Annotated in this window: 15 protein-coding genes and 2 pseudogenes; 5 read left to right on the top strand and 12 right to left on the bottom strand. The window is 41.9% G+C overall.

Annotation, left to right across the window (positions count from 1 at the left end):
- Positions 1-55: 55 nt before the first annotated feature.
- The 4 genes from WA1_RS05950 to WA1_RS05930 form a co-directional block, all read right to left on the bottom strand.
- Complete coding sequence (locus WA1_RS05950; protein ID WP_081402842.1) at positions 56-1,627, bottom strand: DUF11 domain-containing protein; 1,572 nt, start codon at positions 1,625-1,627, stop codon at positions 56-58.
- Between the two features lie 6 nt (positions 1,628-1,633).
- A complete protein-coding gene (locus tag WA1_RS05945) occupies positions 1,634-2,161 on the bottom strand; it encodes a DUF11 domain-containing protein (RefSeq protein WP_017748121.1) in 528 nt (175 codons plus the stop codon).
- A 122-nt stretch (positions 2,162-2,283) separates the two neighbouring features.
- Complete coding sequence (locus WA1_RS05940; protein WP_017748122.1) at positions 2,284-4,845, bottom strand: DUF7925 domain-containing protein; 2,562 nt, start codon at positions 4,843-4,845, stop codon at positions 2,284-2,286.
- Positions 4,846-5,636: 791 nt separating this feature from the next.
- The gene (locus WA1_RS05930) at positions 5,637-6,326 is read right to left on the bottom strand and encodes a hypothetical protein (protein ID WP_033336542.1); all 690 of its coding nucleotides are present in this window, start codon (positions 6,324-6,326) and stop codon (positions 5,637-5,639) included.
- Positions 6,327-6,858: 532 nt separating this feature from the next.
- Between WA1_RS05930 and WA1_RS05925 the strand changes: the two genes are divergently transcribed.
- On the top strand, positions 6,859-8,232 hold the full coding sequence (locus tag WA1_RS05925; protein WP_017748125.1) for a sulfatase-like hydrolase/transferase: 1,374 nt from the start codon (positions 6,859-6,861) through the stop codon (positions 8,230-8,232).
- Positions 8,233-8,244: 12 nt separating this feature from the next.
- Positions 8,245-9,243, top strand: a complete 999-nt coding sequence (locus WA1_RS05920; RefSeq protein ID WP_017748126.1) for a formylglycine-generating enzyme family protein — start codon at positions 8,245-8,247, stop codon at positions 9,241-9,243.
- Between the two features lie 103 nt (positions 9,244-9,346).
- Here the strand turns inward: WA1_RS05920 and WA1_RS56645 are convergent, their stop codons facing one another.
- The gene (locus tag WA1_RS56645) at positions 9,347-9,511 is read right to left on the bottom strand and encodes a hypothetical protein (protein ID WP_158516597.1); all 165 of its coding nucleotides are present in this window, start codon (positions 9,509-9,511) and stop codon (positions 9,347-9,349) included.
- Positions 9,511-9,759, bottom strand: coding sequence for a hypothetical protein (locus WA1_RS05915; protein WP_026135175.1), 249 nt, complete (start codon positions 9,757-9,759; stop codon positions 9,511-9,513). The genes WA1_RS56645 and WA1_RS05915 overlap by 1 nt, the downstream gene beginning before the upstream one ends.
- Positions 9,760-9,877: 118 nt before the next feature.
- Here WA1_RS05915 and WA1_RS05910 point away from each other — a divergent pair, with 118 nt between their 5' ends.
- The 3 genes and pseudogenes from WA1_RS05910 to WA1_RS05900 form a co-directional block, all read left to right on the top strand.
- On the top strand, positions 9,878-10,183 hold the full coding sequence (locus tag WA1_RS05910; RefSeq protein ID WP_017748128.1) for a hypothetical protein: 306 nt from the start codon (positions 9,878-9,880) through the stop codon (positions 10,181-10,183).
- 54 nt (positions 10,184-10,237) lie between these two features.
- Positions 10,238-10,423: pseudogene (locus WA1_RS05905) on the top strand (hypothetical protein).
- A pseudogene (locus tag WA1_RS05900) lies at positions 10,404-10,577 on the top strand (type II toxin-antitoxin system PemK/MazF family toxin); the annotation flags it as partial. The pseudogenes WA1_RS05905 and WA1_RS05900, both read left to right, overlap by 20 nt.
- A gap of 302 nt (positions 10,578-10,879) precedes the next feature.
- Here WA1_RS05900 and WA1_RS05895 read toward each other — a convergent pair.
- From WA1_RS05895 to WA1_RS05870, 6 genes are all read right to left on the bottom strand, one after another.
- Positions 10,880-11,113, bottom strand: coding sequence for a DUF3134 domain-containing protein (locus WA1_RS05895; RefSeq protein ID WP_017748131.1), 234 nt, complete (start codon positions 11,111-11,113; stop codon positions 10,880-10,882).
- A gap of 111 nt (positions 11,114-11,224) precedes the next feature.
- Complete coding sequence (locus tag WA1_RS05890; protein ID WP_017748132.1) at positions 11,225-11,467, bottom strand: RNA recognition motif domain-containing protein; 243 nt, start codon at positions 11,465-11,467, stop codon at positions 11,225-11,227.
- A 122-nt stretch (positions 11,468-11,589) separates the two neighbouring features.
- Positions 11,590-12,057: a chemotaxis protein CheW gene (locus tag WA1_RS05885; RefSeq protein WP_017748133.1), complete on the bottom strand. Its 468-nt coding sequence runs from the start codon at positions 12,055-12,057 to the stop codon at positions 11,590-11,592.
- 15 nt (positions 12,058-12,072) lie between these two features.
- Positions 12,073-14,925, bottom strand: coding sequence for a hybrid sensor histidine kinase/response regulator (locus WA1_RS05880; RefSeq protein WP_017748134.1), 2,853 nt, complete (start codon positions 14,923-14,925; stop codon positions 12,073-12,075).
- Between the two features lie 161 nt (positions 14,926-15,086).
- Positions 15,087-19,367, bottom strand: coding sequence for a GAF domain-containing protein (locus tag WA1_RS05875; RefSeq protein ID WP_272819077.1), 4,281 nt, complete (start codon positions 19,365-19,367; stop codon positions 15,087-15,089).
- On the bottom strand, positions 19,321-19,833 hold the full coding sequence (locus WA1_RS05870; protein ID WP_017748136.1) for a chemotaxis protein CheW: 513 nt from the start codon (positions 19,831-19,833) through the stop codon (positions 19,321-19,323). The genes WA1_RS05875 and WA1_RS05870 overlap by 47 nt, the downstream gene beginning before the upstream one ends.
- Between the last annotated feature and the right edge of the window lie 17 nt (positions 19,834-19,850).

Below are 19,850 nucleotides of genomic sequence, written 5' to 3'. Positions count from 1 at the left end.
CCTGCCACAACACCCATTAATTTTAAATTGAGAATATCTACATAACGCAGTCTTTTCATTTTTTGACCTCCTCATGGAAGGCTGGAGTGACTGCGAAATTCATTCGTACCATTCCACCTGGTTCTAAGCGCACCAAGCGAGATTGGCTGTTACGTTCGCGGAAGTAAAGATTGGGGGCTAACGTGTAACCAGAAAGGCTACTAAGGTCTAGAACTCCAGTGTGATTTCCTGGTAAGACATTAGCAACAGAAAATAAACCATTAACATCCGTAGTTATACGGTTGCCATCTTCTAGGAAGATAACCGCATTAGGAACTCCTGGTTCTCCTGTTTGCTGTTCGCCGTCAAAGTTCTTATCAACAAAAACGCGACCAATAATAGTACCGCAGTCAGATACAATTCCAGGTCGAACTTTTAATTGATGAGTTGCAGGACCGTCTTTAACCGCAAAATTGTTATCAGCTCGTTGAGCGTTAACGATCGCCGAATTTCGACCCGAACCGCGTACAGAATCGGGTGAAAGTTGAGCACCGTAGGCAATATTAAGCACTTTACCGGGAGGGATAGGTACTGAAGTTTGCAACCTAACTGTTGCACCTTGTCCTTCCACCGTTACCGTCACTGCTTGAGCGTCAAACTCCCCTCGCACGGACTTAGACACAAAGCTAAATCCAAGCGGTAAGGTATCGGTAATTACCAAATTATTGAGTTCAATATCGCTCTTATTCTTGACAGACAAGCGGTAAATGACTGTATCACCTGGTTCTGCTGTTGCGCGATCGCCTGTTTTAATAATTTGTACCTGTTGCGTTTGACACATCCCCACATCAAACTCAAAAGCAAATAAATTGAGTCCCACAAGTTCAGCGTTGGGAATCAAAACCACAGTACCTTGATAACTGGTTTCTTCCGTGATGCTAATAGGCTGACCGTCCAAGGAAGTCGCAAGATAGCGAACAACATTATTTTGACCAGAACTTTCAAGAATGGAAATTTTGATTCGCCGTTGGGAGTAGATAGAATTTTGTGGGGGATTGATCACCAAAATATAGGTTTTCCCTGGAGTCACTTGACCCTTGCTAGGATCGAGTAAAAAGTTATATTGTCCCTCAGAAGAATTGGTGAGTACAAAAGGATTGTTGTTAGTGGTATTTGGTTGTACCCCTCTAGCCACACCATTATTGGGAAGATCGGGGAACTCTGTAGGAGTCAGAGAAACCAATCTTCCCAACTCTGTTCCCGTTGGATCGTTGGGATTACTCTCATACAAACCAACAGAAAAACCGTTGTAATCAGAGAGTGGTTGTCCGCTACAGCCTAAAATTCGCCCTTGGGGGTCAATTAATTGGATAGGTTTAATATCAATTTGACTGGAAATACCTTGAAATTGAGAGTTGGTATTAGAATCTGTATAAGTATATGTCGCTTGGTTAATCAGGTTCTTCGCTTGGGCGAGTGCAGGTGTCGGGTTGCATAATATACAGGTAGTAGGAACTGCGATCGCGAACCATCCCAACCAGTGTTTCTTCTTTATAACCGCAGATGCACGCAGACAGACGCAGATAAAATAGAAAAGTCTCTGCGTTCGTCTGCGTCCATCCGCGTTCGTCTGCGGTTCAAATTCCATAAATCTTCACCGCACCTTGACTAGATAAATTCCTTTCACACTTCCCTTGGCGGGAATCGAAGACCCAAACTTCCAGCGAATGTGGGTATACATTGTCACTGGCGCGGGTTTTGTTTCAACTTTGCCGTTAGCAAGAGCAACTTTGACACTTGGGGTTTCTACATAACTGAGTCCCCCATCAATGCTGTAAGTAATTTTTGCTCCATTGCTGACATTGGTTGTAGCAGAATTCAGTATATACACTGTTCCCAAAGGGACGGGTTGATTGATAGCGAGATTTTTGATATTCCCATTGCTATTGTTGTCAGCCGTCACCGTGTAACGCAAGATAGTTCCTGGTTCTACCAAAGCCTTCCCTTGCAATGGTTGCCAACTTGAGGTTTGCTGACCCTGTACTCGCTGGACAACTCTCTTTTCAGCATCCAATCGCAACTGCACTTGTCCCTTTGTTTGCGTGTTTTGAGCAATGGCTTGATTCAGAACAGGAACAGTCGCTAAGAATGCGATCGCTCCTACTAGTACAAAACGCTTCATCTTAAAATCTCCTTTGTTTAATTGGGGAATGGGGAGTGGGAACGAAAATCTAAAATCGCAGCAGCCCAGGAACGAGTAATCTTCCTCCCCTACTCCCTACTCCCTATTCCCCACTCCCTTTTTCAATTCACTTTACGTTGGAAAGTAAATGTTCTTTCCTGTCCGGGTGTAACCGTGTCAGTGACAGTATCTACGTATTTGGTCACGTCATTATTAACAGTTGTCCCAGTTTGGTCACCTGTAGAGGTAGTCGCTGGTTTACCGTTAAAGAAGGTAATAGTTGCAGCACCAGAATCTTTTGCAGAACCAACAACATGACTGGTATCTATGACACTGTTGTTATCGTTATCTAAAGCCCAGTTGTTACCTTTTGTTCCATCCCAAGTGGTACCATCTTCAGTAATAATGACTTTGCCAGCATTTAAGACGATGTTGCCAGTACCAGATTGAGATTCAGAAATGTTTTTGTATCTAATTTGGTACTCAATGATGTTTCCTGAAGCGGGGGTTCTAGGTACATCATTGGAGACATCTTCATCTATACCAGGTGTTGAATCAAAGTTATCTTGACCCGTTCCAACTGCGGGACCTGTTCCTTGCAGTACGCGGGACAACTTCACCATCTTCAAGAAGCCAGTGTAAACACGGTCAATGGTGATATTCTTAGGTTCACCTTCTTGGAATCCTGGTGTTTGGTTATTCTCAATATATGCTGTTATGGGAACTGGAAAGCCACGGTTAATATCTGTAGAAAGTGGAGTCCCAGAAGGCAAATTTACTTCCACACCATAATTCGCTGTTGCATTAGCTGTAACTCCATCAATCCGGATGGGATTTGTGTCACTAATGTTTTGGTTGTTAACTTGTCCTTGGCCTGATTGGAAGACGAATTTTGCCCCATCATATTTATAAGTTGCAGACAAACTGCCGTAAGTGATGGTAACAAGTGTATTTGCGGGTAAGTCTCCTGGATTTACGGGAGTTGTTGGAATCAGTGAAACGTTAGCACTACCCGTACCAGTATTCTTGAGAGTGTTGGTAAAGCTAACACCATCTGGATCGATTAATGTTTTGGGAACTGTACCTGCAGGGACTAATGAAGATTTGTTAGTGAAGTCTTTATTGTTATCGTTTTCAGCAACAGCATCTGGTGCATCTTTCGGTCCGTTTAAGACAGAAGTCCCTCCTGCTGCAGTTAAAGTGACAATATTTGCCTCACCACCCGTGCCAGTACCAGTGTTATTGTTATTGGTATCAGTGCCAATCCCATTAGGTCCTTCTAACTCATCGGGAATGCCATTGTTATTAGAGTCTGTGGGAGTAATAAAACCATCATCAACACTATCTGGAGGAAGGGTATCGGGAATTTTATCGTTGTTGGTATCAGTTCCGGGAGGGGGATTGGAACCATCAAAATTACTGGGGTTTTGGTCGCCGGATTCATCGTAAACAGGAGTTCCACTCGTGCTTGTACCGAACAACTGGGCAATATTAGCAATTGAGACGGATTCAGGCGTACCAACAACTTCAACAATAATTTGGAAGCCATTAACTGTCGTACCTGGAGCAATACTTCCAGTTCTCACAAAACCCACTCGTTTCACTGTCGCTAAATCTGAGGGTGCAGTGGTTGTCCAGGTTGCTTGATTAGCATCAAAAGATGAAACATCGCTGGTTGTATAAACGGGTTGCCAACCAGATGGGGCTTTCACGCTGACTAATTTGGTTCCTGCAGGAATTGCATCAGATACCAAAATGTTGGAACCTGTCAAACCGGGAATAGTTGTACCATTTAGAGGGGCGGGGCTGATACCATTACCTGTGGGATCGTTGTTCTCAACTCGCAAACTTAAGTCGTAGCTGAGATTATCGCCTCCAGGACCAACCACACCAGCGTTTGTTTGACTGCTGCGGGTTTTGAGGATTGTTGCAAGAGTATAATTTTTTAGGTTTGAATCAACCACAATTTGCTGTGTGGCGCTAGCTTCACGCGTACCGTTTACGGGTGTGCCATTGACTTCGCCCGTTGTACCATCAGGATTATCTACAGTATAAAGGTCACCGCCATTTTCACTCCGAGGCTGGTTTTGAGCATCGCTGGGCGTATCCCCCAATTTGACAGAAATAGTGCTTCCACTTGCTGCACCATCAGCAACCTTTACAGGAACCCGCACTAAAACAGAACCACCTGGTGTAATCGAGTTGGTGAGAGTTCCACCGGCTGCAACGTCTTGCCAAGTGGTACCCCCATCGTAGCTGATTTGTACTGCCCCATCAAGTTGTCCGGGACCTCCGACTGTAGGTTGATCGGGAATGCGGAATTGCGTGGGATCGTTACCGACGTTCGTGACATTATAAGTGTAATAAATGGTGTCGCCTACACCGATTTTTCCATCTGCGTTTTGGTCGGTTTTAAATGCGGTACCGGAACCAGTTACTGTAACACCAGCAACTTCGGCGACGGTTACAACCACTGTGTTAGAAGTCGTGTTAATTGTTGTTCCGGGATTATTGGGGTCTTCATAGGTTGCTGTTGCCGTATTACTAATAGATTGACCGGCATTTGTACCCTCAGCTTTTACTGGAGTGACATATTGGAAAACGCTATGAGCTAATAATCCTGTGGCAATTAAATAAAGGTAGAGCTTGTTTTTCCCTAGTAAGAATTTATATGTTGGTGGCATGATGAACCCTAAAATGTAAAATTTAGATTAAACCGAGTGTTTGAAGGTAGAACTGAATTTATTAATTGAAAAATTGCCAAATACGTTTAACTCAAAAGTTAAAGTTTTTGAGGACTCAGTCTAGATATGAATTTTTAGTAGATTGCCCCAAATGACCAAAGAAAGTATGAAAGACAAAAGATGAAGAATAAAAAATTTATCTTTTATCCTTCACACATCATCCTTCATGAAATTGTTGCTCATTAACTCTGGTGATTCTCATCAGGAGAAATTGAGCTTACAAAAATGTAACTTTTTATGCCTGCATTCAGCTTCAGTAGAAGTATTGACTTATAGAAAAATTAATTGGTTACAAGTCGTTAGAAAACGTGCATTTTAATCAGTATTTTCCACAAAAGCCTTAAAATTTTCTAACCAGTGACCAGTGATGCATCTTTCTACTCAGTTATCACGGCTGTTTTATGCTTTTGGTATGCCTATTTTTGAAAACTGCACCTTTTTTACTGATTTCTATAATTTTAAATAATAGTTTGCTTATTTATAAGAATATAAAATTATATTAACTCTTGTTGAGCAACGACTCCCTGGACTTCCAAATAAAAAAATCTCCCAAAATTTCTTGTGGTGCGGGCGTCCCCGCCCGCCACCAATATAGAACGGGCGGGGACGCCCGTCCCACAAGATGAATAATTCATTTCCTGGAAATCCCGAATCAATCCCTCTGCGTGCTTTTTTCTGAGTTTTTCAGCAAGCTCTAAGTAGAGGTGCGGAGAGTTTATCCGCACTTTTTTCTAGGTTGCACTAATTTTAACTTCTTGATTGTTTACAAGGACTAACCGCCCTTCTTTGTATGCCGATCGCAAGGCTATAGCTTCAGCTACAATATGCTGGGCGCTTAATCCTTCTTCATCCATCATCTTTTGTAAAGTTATTCCCGTCCGTTCGTCTGGTTCGTGAATTGGTGGAATTTGGCAATACCTCCTCCCATCACTTGTGCGACGCCAAATACTGGGTTTTTCAGATTTTCGTTTTCTAGGAGTGCGTTGTTCTTTGATTAAGGAACGAACAGCCTCTTGCGTGATTGCTGTTAAGTCCAAAAGCTTGTCTATTACAGGCTGGTACTTCTTGCTATTTTCCGCTAACTGATACACGGTTCTTGGCTCTATGTGTGCTAACTCAGGAGGCAAAAATTTCCCAAATGCAGCAGCTATCTTAAGATACTTTGTTTCCTCGCCTTTCCAACCTTTATCAATAAGTAATTTTTTATACTCTTTTATAGGCAGCTTCCGTTTTTGGTCAGCTAACCAAAAGGCATGATACAAAATTGCCTGAGTCACTTCCGTCAGGGTTGGGAAGGAGGAATTTTCATGACTAATCCCACTGATAACATTTTCTTCAAAATACTGTTGCTCAAACTCAGACTTTTTTTTGAATGGTTTGTCAACTCTGGTTGCGATCGCACTTTTGACTGGGGTCATCATAATTTATGGAATACTTTGGTTAGGGGTTAGGGAAAAAATCAATGCTTACTGCCATTTAAGTGCCAACTTCGCTGTGTAGCAGTGAAGCACCTCATCTTAGTTCTTGACTAATATGCTAATATGTGTGTTAAGGCTGAACATACAAGAAACTCCTACCCCAGTTAAGGGTGATAGCCGAACAAAAAGTCTTTCTAATAGAACAATTGTACTATTTATTCCAAAAGATAAATCCCCGAAAGTACTTGTTTTTTCAATAAATTAAAGTTCTTATTTATACATAAAACAATCCCGTATCTCCACAAGTCATACTTTTGTTTGAGAAATACTTGCCTCACATACATCCCTTGTGCAATGATGTCCTCATTTGCAAGCTAAATACTGTTAGTCAACGTACTTGCCGTATTTTAGAGCGCATGGTACAAAATTATCTTTAATCAATCGATTAGAGATGCCTTACTACTCCGGAGTTGAAACAATCAAACTTTGATGACTGTGGCTAAGGCAATCAACAAAACAAGCAAAAATTAGGGATATGCACAAAGATCTACCAGAAGCAATTAGTCGGCGCAAATTTTTAGGCACTGCAATTGCCAGTACAGCCCTCACGATGGGAGCGAGCAGCCTTCTTTCTTCTGTTTCTGCCAAACAACGGCGTCCAAATGTAGTATTTATTTTAACGGATGACTTAGGCTGGGGCGATCTGAGCGTTTACGGACAGACTAACTATCAAACGCCAAATTTAGACCAATTGGCGAAAGAAGGTACAAGGTTTATTAATGCTTATGCAGCGCAAACCGTTTGTACGCCAACGCGTGTAGGCTTTTTTACAGGTCGTTATCCAGCCCGATTGTCGGTTGGGCTTCAAGAACCTTTGGCTGGAGGAGAAACTATTGGATTACCCCCAGAACACCCTACAATAGCTTCCCTTTTAAGGGCTAATGGTTATGAGACAGCATTAGTCGGTAAGTGGCATACTGGTTTTTTACCCAATTATGGTCCTTTGAAAAGTGGCTTTGACGAGTTCTTTGGTAACTATAGTGGAGCCATCGACTACTTCACCCATAAAACTGGCAGTGGAGTGCTTGATTTTTATGAAGGTGAAGTGCTTGTAGATCGACCAGGCTATACGACAGATTTATATACCGAACGTGCTGTTAACTTCATCAAAAGACCTCGAACTCGTCCTTTTTATCTCAGCCTTCATTACACTGCACCACACTGGCCTTGGGAAGGACCGGAAGATGAAGAGTTAAGTAAAACTTTTTACAATTCCAATAACTTCACTGCTGGAGGGTCACCAGAAACCTATGCTGCAATCATGAAAAGCCTTGATGATGGAATTGGTAAAGTCTTAACAGCTTTAGCAGAGTCTGGGCAGGCTGACAATACGATAGTTATTTTCGTGAGTGATAATGGAGGAGAACAGTACTCTAATTTTGGCCCCTTCCAAGGCAGAAAAGGTAGTTTGTACGAAGGCGGTTTGCGAGTTCCCGCTATTATTCGCTGGCCTGGAGTTGTCCCATCTAATCAAGTGAATACTCAAGTTACCATCACGATGGATTTGACTGCAACAATTCTGGCAGCAACTGGCACTGAACCCGATCCAAACTATCCTCTTGATGGGCGAAATTTGCTACCTGTCATTTTAGGTAAAAAAGCTGTTTATCCGCGATCGCTATACTGGCGCTACAAAGCCAATCGCCCTGGTTCTTCACAACCACTTCAAGCAGCAGTCCGTAGTGGAGATTGGAAGTACTTAAAGCAAGGAGAAAAAGAATACCTGTTTAATCTTGCCACTGACGAAGGCGAACAGTCAGACCTCAAAGATGATTACCCTAAAGTGTTAGAACAACTTCGGAGTAAATTTCAAGAGTGGGATGCACAAGTGTTGCCTTATCCAGCTTGAGGAAAGCGAGCTATGCAAGAAAGATTATGCCAACAAAATTCAAGTCGTAAATCAGGCAAGCAAATAACTCCCAAGCCTACTCACAAAGGGCGCGATCGCGATATGGTTTGGATACCGGGTGGGACTTTTATGATGGGGTGCGATCGCCACTACCCAGAAGAAAGTCCAGCCCATCTTGTTCGTGTTGGTGGTTTCTGGATGGATCGCTATGCAGTCACCAATAAACAGTTCCAACATTTTGTGAAAGCAACTGGCTATAGAACTGTTGCGGAATGTCAACCAAAACTAGAAGATTATCCTGGCGCTATACCAGAACTGCTTGTAGCAGGCTCGGCTGTATTTCAGCAGCCAAAACAACCAGTCAATTTACAAAATTGTAGCTGGTGGGTTTATGTGCCTGGTGCTAACTGGCGACATCCAAGAGGAGCGAGCAGTTCTATTAAAGGGAAAGAAAACTATCCCGTAGTGCATATTGCCTATGAAGACGCTGAGGCGTATGCAACTTGGGCTGGCAAATCACTCCCAACTGAGGCAGAGTGGGAATTTGCTGCTCGCGGTGGATTAGATAGTGCTGTCTATGCGTGGGGCAATGAATTTTCCCCTCAGGGCAAGCGGATGGCAAATACTTGGGAAGGAGAGTTTCCCTGGCAAAACCTAAAACCAAATTCTCCTGGAGCAGAACCAGTTGGTTTATATCCTCCCAATGACTATGGTTTATATGATATGGTAGGCAACGTTTGGGAATGGACAACCGATTGGTATCAAGGCCATCACCCAGAAAACAAAACAAAACCTTGTTGTATTCCTATCAACCCTAGAGGTGCAACACAAGAAGAGAGTTACGATCCCACTGTACCGCAAGCTCAAATACCCAGAAAAGTCCTGAAAGGCGGTTCTTTTCTTTGTGCGCCCAACTACTGCCAGCGTTATCGACCAGCAGCACGGCATCCAGAAACAGTTGATACCTCAACTTGTCACATCGGATTTCGTTGTATAGTACGCGTGAGTTGATTGTAGGCAATGGACTGTAGCTTCAATTACAGCAGTTTTCACCTAAATGAACTACACCGTTGGTAGGGGCGCAAGGCATTGCGCTCTTACAGATGTGGTCTATTTACTTGAAAATGGCTGTAAATTGCGATCGCGCTGTAGTCTGACATTTTTCAGATTCGGTGACTTTGCAGGAGTTGTTGGGAATATTGCAACCATCAAATTGATGTGATGGCGGTTGGATGTACGGGAGTGATTTCTCCAGCATAACGGTTGAAATCTTCGCCACTACAGTCTCTCATCCTCATATATGTTTTGCCGGCTTACCGCATATTCCGACAGGGGAGGAGCGTTATGACGGTGACTAGCCGCCCATTCCCGAAAAGCTGTTACCCACTCCTGTGCTGTTGCGGTTTCATGGAAGGGGCGTTCTTGTTGTCGGTTGAGCAGTTGCTGCAACAAGGTATCTATATATGGTTTAACCTCTTCTGGAGAAATATTGGTGATGCTTGCCAATACCCGAACGATATTCTCCAATTCGTCCCGATATTGTTCGGTGCAAGTGTTGCTGGTGATAATAAACCAGGGGTTCTGTGCTGCTAAAAGAGGTATCTGGATTCATAAGTGTCCCATTGTCATATACGCTCTTTTTATTATGGAAGATTTTCAGGCAACAGGGAACAGAGAACTCTTAACTCTGAGGAATATCATCGCCTCTGCTAAACGTGACGAATACGCAATTGATGCCAACTTTAATGATTTTAGTGAGGGAGCTTTTACTTATCTATTCACTCAGTATCTTTGGCAGCAAACTGGGAATGAAACTTTTAAAAGAGCGATCGTCAATGTAGGTCGGAGTCCCAAAATTTTAGCAAGAGAAAAAGGAAACTCGCAAAACCCAGAATTTGAATCAAATTTGATTCGTTCTATTTTTAAGAAGTTGCTAATTTTTGCAGGTTAAATACTGCTAAACTAGTACTATGTTTAGAATGCTAAAAAACATACAAAAGTATAGATGAATACTCTGATAGAAAAGCTAGACACAAAATTCCGACAATGGAAGCCTGATGTTGCCGAACAAGTGCGGCAATATGTATAAGAAATTATTGAAATGGCTGACCAGGATGTTTTAGATATTCTGCGTTCACGAGTTGTTGAGCAAGAAGTATTAGATTTATTAGATGAACCCAAAACCAGCTGAAGTTTGGCTTGTTGACTTGGGACTGGCAGCAAAGATGCGACCTGTGGTGATTGTCTCTCGCTACGATCCGAATCCACCACGGGCTTTGGTCATCTATGTCCCACTAACAACTCAGAATCGAGAAAGTTCCTACGAAGTCGTATTACCTAAACTCCAAATCAGCATGATAGCGGTTCTCATCTGAATAATATACAAGCGATCGCAAATCCCAAGTACTGTAAGGTTTGTTGGTGCAGGTTTGTATTACCGCTATCTATAACAGTGTTCTTGTTCATAACACTGTTATAGCAAGATATAGTAACGAGCTGCAAGATGTGAAAAATGCATTCCTTGACCAAGCTAGGGAATGCATTTTTCATTGGGACTGCTTCGATACATTAATTGGGAGGCGAAGCCCCCATAATGTATTCCCACAGGTTGTATATAAACTACTTGCGATTTGACTAAAACCTTAAGCTAGTCCTCTAAATCAACCGCAACTTCGTCATCCTCAGGATCGTAGGGAATATCATCAAGGTCTATTATCTCTGAAATTTCTTCTACTTCATTCAAATACTCAGATTCTTGAGGGGTGCGCTCTATAAGGCGACCACTAGATTTTAGCCATTCGAGAATCACAAACTCATTAGTTGTACGAATGACAGGAGCTCGCTTGTTACGAGGTTCTTCACGTAAAGGGCTGTTAAGCATAAAAAACTCTCTTTGAATGGGGAAAAACTAAAAGGCAACAAAAGCTAGGATATTTATATGAAAACTGTACGAATTTGAATACAATTCATTAAAACCTCATAAAAATATATCTTAGACAGTTTTAGGTTTACTAACTTTGAGGCTATGCCCCATCCATTCAGTTCCTCTCAACGCCTCAATCGCTGCCGATTCCTGAGCATCCGTTGCCATTTCTACAACAGCAAATCCCCTTTTTTCGCCAGTTCTGTGCTTTGTAGACACTAAAATTCTCTTAACAGATCCATACCTTGAAAGAACCTGCTTAAGTTGCTCGTCTTCAACCTCGTTAGATAAATTACCTATATAAACTGACACAGAAGACCTCCAAAATTAGGGGTGTAGAGATTTAGATTCGGAGAGGCGTCTATCCCATGTCAGTCACATGACCGAAAATATTTCTCAACCATTAGAGCGTAACACAGTTTACTGTCAAACAGTTAAAATTCAGTATTGGGAATTGTTATGGTACGCTTTAAATTTAGCAGAAAAATAGTTTTGATCGTTTCTTGGTAAGATAAAACAGCTACATGACTGACTAAGTCAGGGGTTGCTTTGCTGTAAATGTCGGATTTTGGAAGCGGACGTATTGTTTCGGGTGGTAACTCGACTAAATCGGGTGGTTCATGAACTAGTACCCCACACAATTCTCCTTCTGCATCGCGTGTAATCACTAGAAATGATTCGTTATCCGACAACTGAGGTAAGTTATCTAAACTCAACTGTTGCTGTAAATCCAAAAGTCTAATCGTGCGCTCGCCTATTTGAACTAACCCCATTTTTGTCAGTCTTTTACTGTTGATATCCGAACAATTGATTACCTTTAGCACATCATTAACAGACAGTGCTAAAAAACAATCTGCTACTTTAAAAACAATAAATTTTTCTGTATTTGTTTCGTTATTCACAATTCTTGCCTAAGGTTAATTTTTCTTCTCTAATACATCTGTGACTGTTGTTAACAGCATATGTTCTAAATAAGGCTTAGTAATATAAGCATTTGCTCCTAATTTAAAAGCAAGCATCCGATGTTTATCACTACTTCGAGAAGTCAACATAACAACTGGAATATCTGATAAACTAGGGTCTTGTTGACGGTTTTTTAGAAACTCAAATCCATTCATTCGAGGCATTTCGATATCGCAGAAAATTAACTGGATATCGGCATGGTAACGAATTTGTTCAATAGCTTCATAACCATCTTTTGCTTGAATGACTTGATAACCGGCTTTTTGTAAAGTTAACGCTAGAGTTTGGCGTACAGTGATGGAATCATCTACAAGTAGAATTGTTTTACATGGTTTTTCCTCAAAATTTGGTGCTGCTGCTAAAGCAGCACGCGTTTGAATTGGTAATTGCTGATGCTTCAAGTTTGGAATGAGAGGGACTGAACTTGTAAAGTTGTTGGCACTCTCATGAGTTTGCTGTTCGGACAAATGATTGATTAATGCAGTTCCATCTAGGACAAGCGTAAGCTGACCATCAGCGAGAATGCTACCTCCATAAACATAAGGAGGTGGTGCGATCGCACTTCCTAAAGGACGGATCGCCAATTCAAGGTCTCCAAAAAGTTGATCGACTTCTAAACCTAAAAGTCGATCCTGACAGCGAAGGAGAATGAGAGGCATGATTTTATGCCCCTTTTCAATAAAAGAACGTTTCAGCCTAGAGACTGGGAATTGAGTAACCGATGAGGAATAATTTAAGGCTGTGGCGAGTTGGTAAATAGGGATGAGAGTTTCCGTATTCCCTTTACACCATCGAAGGGCTTTGCCACTATCCCAGCATCTAACTTGCTCAACTGTAGGAATGACAATTTCCTCGATCGCATTAGCAAATAAACCATAAATTTTCTCACCTGCTTGACACACTAATAATTTATCAATGGTCAAGCTCAGAGGAATTTGAAGTCTAAACATTGTCCCTTGATGTGGTTCAGAATAGACTGAAACTGTACCTTGAATTGCTCGTAAATGAGTGCGAACCACATCAAGACCCATACCCCGTCCGGAGAGGTCATTCACAGTAGAAGCTGTAGAAAACCCTGGTTCAAATAATAAATCAATAAGTTGCTCATGAGTTAATTGACTGGCATATTGAGGTGAAACTAATCGCTCTTTTACTGCCTTAGTGCGAATCTTTTCAAAATCCAATCCTTGGCCATCATCCTGAACTTCAACTATCAAATATCTACCCTGATGGTAAGCGCGAATTTCAATGACACCTTTTTCTGGCTTACCCCATTTTTGTCGGGTAGAAGGAGTTTCAATTCCGTGGTCAAAGGCATTGCGAACTAAGTGCAATAGGGGATCGTATAGCCGCTCAACAACTGCTTTATCTACCAGAGTATCGCTCCCTTGAAACTCTAGTGTAATCTGTTTTTTATGTACAATTTCTAATTTTTGCAGGATACGAGGAAACCGCTCAAAAAGATTTCCTAAAGGTAGCATCCGGGCTTCCATGAGAGAATCGCGAGTATCGGTTAGCAATCGACGCTGTTTTTCAAGGGTCTCTTGAGACTGGCGAGCATACATTTCTACTTCTTCGGAGGCTTCTATCAATTGTACGGTGTCTTCAAGAAGTGATTGAATTTTGGATTTTGGATTTTGGATTTTGGATTGGGGGGTAAGGGGGTGAGGTGGTAGAGTCCTCCCCATCTCCCCATCTCCCCATCTCCCCATCTCCCCATCTTTCCATCTCTCCAGTCCCCAGTCCCCAATTAAGCAATCTTGTAATTCATTAAGTTGCTGTTGATGTTTTTCTAACCGAGAAAAAAGAACTCGAATCGCGTTCCATAGTTGTTCGTTTTGTAAAGACTGACGATTTTGGTTGGTAAGTAGTTCTCCAATGAAATAATTAAGTTGTTCTAAATGCTCAACATTGACTCTGACAGTGCTAGAAAAGGGAGGGGGAGAATGGGAAACTGGAGTGGCTTGTTCTGATTTTAGGAAATTTGGGGCTGGTTTATTGCATGAGTCGAGGATTGTTTCTGTTGCATAAGTGCGTAGTGCGCCAAGTTGCTGTAAAGCCCGCGAGGGTTGACCGCCTTGGGTGCGATCGCCATTTAATACTGATGTTCTAGCTTCTTGAAAGTTGACTAGAGCAATACGAGCAATGGTCACCGCTTGACTTGGATAGTTTTCTAAAGCAGTGAGTACTGCTTTGGAAATAGCTTGAAATCCTGGTAAATTTAATGATTCACCCAAACCGAAGAAAACTTCAGCCTGAGTTCTTAATAGAGAAGAAATTTCTTCGGAGTTAACACTAGCTATAACTGCTGCTAGTTCATCTAACCGTTGGGTTACACCTATTTCAAATATAGATTTTGTTAAATCGAAACCTAGTTCTTCTGAGTTAGGAAGATCGGCTTCTAATCTAAAAGAGTCTCCCATCTGTTCTTGCAATTGTGCAAAAATCGCAGCTATTTGGTCAAGAATCTCAGCCTCATTAAGAGATCTGCCCGTGAATTCAGCATTTAAGGAGAGATAAAGACATTCATAACTCTCAAAAAGTAAAGCTTCAACTTCTGGCTCAATCAATAAATTAGGTTTACAGATAGCTCTAAAAATATCTTCTAAAGAGTGAGCTACAGTTGCGATCGTTTCTAAACTGATGCTAGCTGCTGCACCTTTTAAAGTATGAGTTGCTCGCATCAAATTATAGACTTTGTTAATATCATAGCTCTCTCGAAGACCGAACAATTCTTGTTCTATTTCTTGCAGCAGTTCTTGAGCTTCTTGGAGAAAATATTGATAACTTTGCTCGTGAAATGTCATTGGACAATTTTGGATTTTAGATTTTGGATTTTAGATTTTGGATTGGGGGTTAGAGATTAGGGATTGGGGATTGGAGATTAGGAATCAGAAAGTTTGAGCTACTAACCACTAACCACTAACCACTAACCACTAACGACTAACCACCAACCACTAACCCTTTATTAATCAACCTTAAACTGGTCAGCACTTGTCTGAAGATTTTGTGCCATGCTGAGAAGTTCTTTAAAAGAGGTAGAAATCTCGATAGAATTCTCCTGGGTTGTATTAGCAATAGCGGCCACTTGTGTCATGGTTTGTGTCACTGACTCAAACTGTTGTGTTTGTACTTGTGTTGCTTGAGTAATACCCTCCACAAGCTGACTAATTTGGTTAGTTGCAGCAACAATTGCATTGAGATTTTGGCGGGCTTCATGAACTTGCATTGTTCCGGAAGCAACTTGCTGAATGGCGTGTTCCATCGCCATGGAAACTTCTGCCGTACCTTTTTGGATGTCTTCAACCAGTTGCTCAATCTCCGTTGCTGCATCAGCTGATTGACGTGCTAAAGTTCTTACTTCATCTGCAACAACGGCAAAACCGCGTCCGTATTGCCCTGCTTTGGTGGCTTCAATGGCTGCATTGAGAGCAAGCAGTTGAGTTTGAGTGGTAAAGTGACCGATCAAATTGACAACTTTAGAAACTTTTTGAGAAGCTTCCGAGAAGCGCTTGAGGCGTTTGCTAGTTTCTGCAACTGTTTCCCGAATCTCAAGAATCCCATCTACAGTACGGTTCATAGCTGCATCCCCGTGCTGCACAATTTGATTGGTTTGTTGAGCGGCGGCTTCTACCTGTTGCGCGTTTGTTGCTACAGCTTTGGTGGAATTTGCCATTGTCTGCATTTGCTCTAAAGCATTGTTAAGCGACTGAAATTGTTGATGTGCTTGGTTGGCTAAACCAACGATAGAAGCAACGCTTGCTTGGGATGTTTGGGCAACTTTTCTCGAAGAGGTCTGCACTTGCATGATAATCTTTCGCAGACTTTGTAAGATGTTGTTGTAAACATCGGCAATTGTACCAACTTCACCTTCTGTAACCGTTGCTCGAACGGTTAGATCCCCTCTCATTGCTGGTTGTACCGCAGATAATAACTGAATCACTTCCATCTGCAATTGTTCTTTTGCTGCTTTTTCTCGTGCGCCTGCTTCTGAAAGTTGCTGTGCTGAAGAGCGCAATTTCTCTAAGTAATCTGCTTGTTGTAACGCAAGACCGATTTGGACTCCTACCTGAGCTAGCAAGTTAACATCTATTTGTTCCCATTGGCGCGGTTCGTCATTCTGATAAGCCCCTAATAGCCCCCAAAGTTGATCGCCTTTAAAAATGGGTGCAATCATGTAAGCCTTTGTTCCCCACTGTTCCAGGAGTTGAACGTGGCATTCTTCATGCCCTACAGTATAGATATTGTTGACACTGAGGGTTTCTTTGCGGCGATAGCGACCGCCTTTTGTTTCGTGAAGATATGTATCTTCTGTCCGGGCCAACTCAGTTCCGACAACTTTTATCCAATCACTATGCACATCCTCTACCACAAATTCACCACCCCAATCAGAATTAAAGCGGTAGATAGCAACTCTACTCGTCTTTAATTGTCTCCGCAATTCCTGAACAGCCATTTGCAAAAGGTTGTCTAGTAAAAAATTCTCTTGAATCAGAGCCAGTCCCAGTCTGTAAACAAGTTTGCTATAAGCACTTCCTTGTTCTACAGATTTGGCTAACCTTTGTGATTGTACGCGTAGTTCCTCAATATACTCCGCCTGTTGCAGCGCGACTCCCAGTTGCAAGCCAATTTGTGTCAATATTTTGACTTCTATGTCTTCCCAGTGTCGGGGTCCGCTGTGTTGAAAAGCAGAGAGCAATCCCCAAAGTTTCTGCCCTTGGAATATAGAAACAACTAAGCAAGATTTAACTCCAAATTTCTCTAAAGCTTCAATATGGCAATCGACAAAACCGCGATTGTAAATATCATCTACAATAAAGGGTTCATTGTTGCGGAACCTCCCGCCTTGATGTTCGTTTAAATAGGCGTCTTCCCAACCACTACCTACTAATTTTGGCCATCCTCCAGATTCAGACTCCACAACGAAATCACCAAAATAATTTGGACGGAATTTATAAATGGTAACTCGTTCTAGATTTAGAAGTTTGCGAATTTCTTGAGCAGCTGTCTTAAAAATCGTCTCTATATCTGATGATTGACGAATTTTGTCAATGACTTTGGCAACAGATCTTTCTATCTCTGCTGTTTTGGCGATCTGAGCAGACTGTTCTTTGAGTTGTTTCAGGTATTCTGCTTGCTGTATGGCTACTCCCAGTTGATTGCTAACTTGAGTGAGAACTTTAATTTCTGATTCTTCCCATTGGCGGGGACTGGAGTTTTGGTAGGCTGCTAACAAACCCCAGAGATGATTGCCTTTGATAATGGGAGCAATAATATAAGCTCTAGCTTGATACTGTTGTTCTAAAACATCAAGGTAACAAGGTGAAAATCCAGCTTGGCGAATATCGTTAACAACTCTAAAGTTTGCTGGTGTTGTAAATTGCCCTGCTTGGGTTTGTTGTAAGTAGGTGTCTGTAACTTTAGAATTACCGCCTCCAAGGATTTTTGCACTGCACTCACTGACATTTTCTCGCAGGAGTGGATTTTCTGACTGTTCCTGCAACATAGAAATCCAACCATTCGCAACTGACTCAGCAACAAACTCTCCACTCCAGTCTTCCTCAAAACGGTAAACTACGGCTCGTTCCGCTTTTAATAGAGCTCGGATTTCTTGAGTTGTCATTTTTAAAATGACATTGATGTCTATAGGTTGACGTATTCTCTCTATCACACGCGTTAGCGATCGCTCTCTTTCTGCTACAATCTGCTCTGATTTTTGCTGGAGTTGTGCGGCTGATTCAGCTTGCTTGAGGATAGTACTCAGACGACTGCTCGCGAGCGACAGCAGTGTCACTTCAGAATCTTGCCAGTGTCGGGGACTAGAGTTTTGAAAAACGGCCATTAACCCCCAAAGTTGTTCCCCTTCAAAAATAGGAGCTATGATATAAGCCTTAGCCTGGTATTTTTCCTGTGTTTTTAAGTAGCAATCGGAAAAGCCTGCGGTTGAGATGTCATCAACCCGCTTCACCCCCTTTCCTATAACAAAGCTTCCACCTTGTGTATCTTTCATATAAGAATCGGTGGAACGGGCTACCGGATTGCCTAACAACTTTACAGTACAGAGATCGGAATCTACTTTATTCTCTGAATGAAAAGTACTGTCTTTCTCTTGCTCTTGAATCAAAGATATCCAGCCTGCACCAACTGACTCAGCAATAAATTCACCACTCCAATCGGGGTAAAATCGGTAAACGGCTACTCTATCAGCTTTGAAAAACTGCCGCAGTTGCTGGGTAATGTTACCAAGAGTCGTGCTCGCATCAGAAGACGGAGGGATTTTTTGCAGGATTTGAGCCAAAACTTTTTCTTGCTTGGCTTCTTCATGCCTTTGGGTTTGAAGCTCTAGTGTTTGTAATTTCAGCTTGAATTCAGCAACAATATGATATAGCAAGTTTAACTCTGTTTCTTTCCACTTTCGGGCATGAGAACATTGCTGAACCACAAGTAGTCCCCAAACTTGCCCTTCTAGTACAATCGGTAGACTCAAACTAGCCTCGATCTGGAATTGTTTGAGAAGCTGGATCTGGTAGGCACTAAAAGCGTTTTCATAAATATTGTTAAGCGCGATAACTGGTTGTTCGCAATTTGCTCGAGATTCTATCCCAAACACAAGTGCTGGTAAATATTCCCCTAGAGTTGGTGTGTAACCGGATGTCATCGATTCAGCCAATACCATGCCTTGCTTGTCAGACTGAAAACGATAAATTAATCCACGATCTACTTGTAAGAGTTTGCGAATCTCAGTGGCTGTGGTTCTTGACAAGATATCGACACTTGTTGTCTGGTGCATCTGATTCAGAATTCCCCACAACTGTTGTCGCTCCTGCTTGCTGTGTTGCTCGGTTGCGATCGCTAAATCAATTTCAAACTGTGTCTGTAATTCCTGAACACATTTTTCCAATTGCAGAATTTTGTCACGAGCTTCTGGTTTAACGGAATGCCCCTCTTGTTGTAAATCTATCTTTATAGCAGTTACTAAACCCAACGCTTTTTGTAAATCAAAATCTCCTTTTACCTGACTCTTTTCCCCATTACCATTACTATAAGTTGGTGTTTCTTCAAAAGAAGATTGTGAACTCAAACTTTGTTCGATTTGTTTAAAATCCTGCATGAAAATACCTGTAAAATGTTCAAACTTGAAAAGTCCTGTAGGTAGGGCTAAAGCCCACCACGATTGATACTGGTGGGCTTTAGCCCTACACCTAATGATGTATTTGCCATAAGTGGCTCTGAATAATAGCAATGACATCTAAAACAAGATTGTCACCTGGTAAAACACCCAAAACAAAAGGCAACAGCGAACGAGGAAACAACCCAGTTACCGCCTTTTGCAGTTGTTCCAAGTCATGTAACTCAACATCATCAACTCGCTGCACTACTAAACCGACAGCCTGTTGATTCACTTGAACCACTATTGCCATAGGAGTCGCTATTATTGGTGCAGCATAGCTAATAAGATCGTTGAGATCTATAAGCCAAAGCATTTCTCCTCGCCAATTACAAATACCTAAAATACAGTTTGGCATTTCAGGAATTGGTAAAATATCTACCATGTTGACTTTTATAACTTCTGCAACTTGTTCTAAAGGCAGTAAGGCACTGTTTTGAGAGCCAAGAGGAAAGCGCAGTAATTTAGAAAGATTTCTTTCTGGAGGTAATGGCTCTAATCCTAAGGGATCTAAATTGATTGCTGTTAGTGATGAGTTGATTTGCATATTTCATACTTCAAGAA

The sequence above is a fragment of the Scytonema hofmannii PCC 7110 genome, from assembly GCF_000346485.2.
Taxonomy (GTDB): domain Bacteria; phylum Cyanobacteriota; class Cyanobacteriia; order Cyanobacteriales; family Nostocaceae; genus Scytonema; species Scytonema hofmannii.
This window is presented reverse-complemented; position numbering and strand designations above follow the sequence as displayed.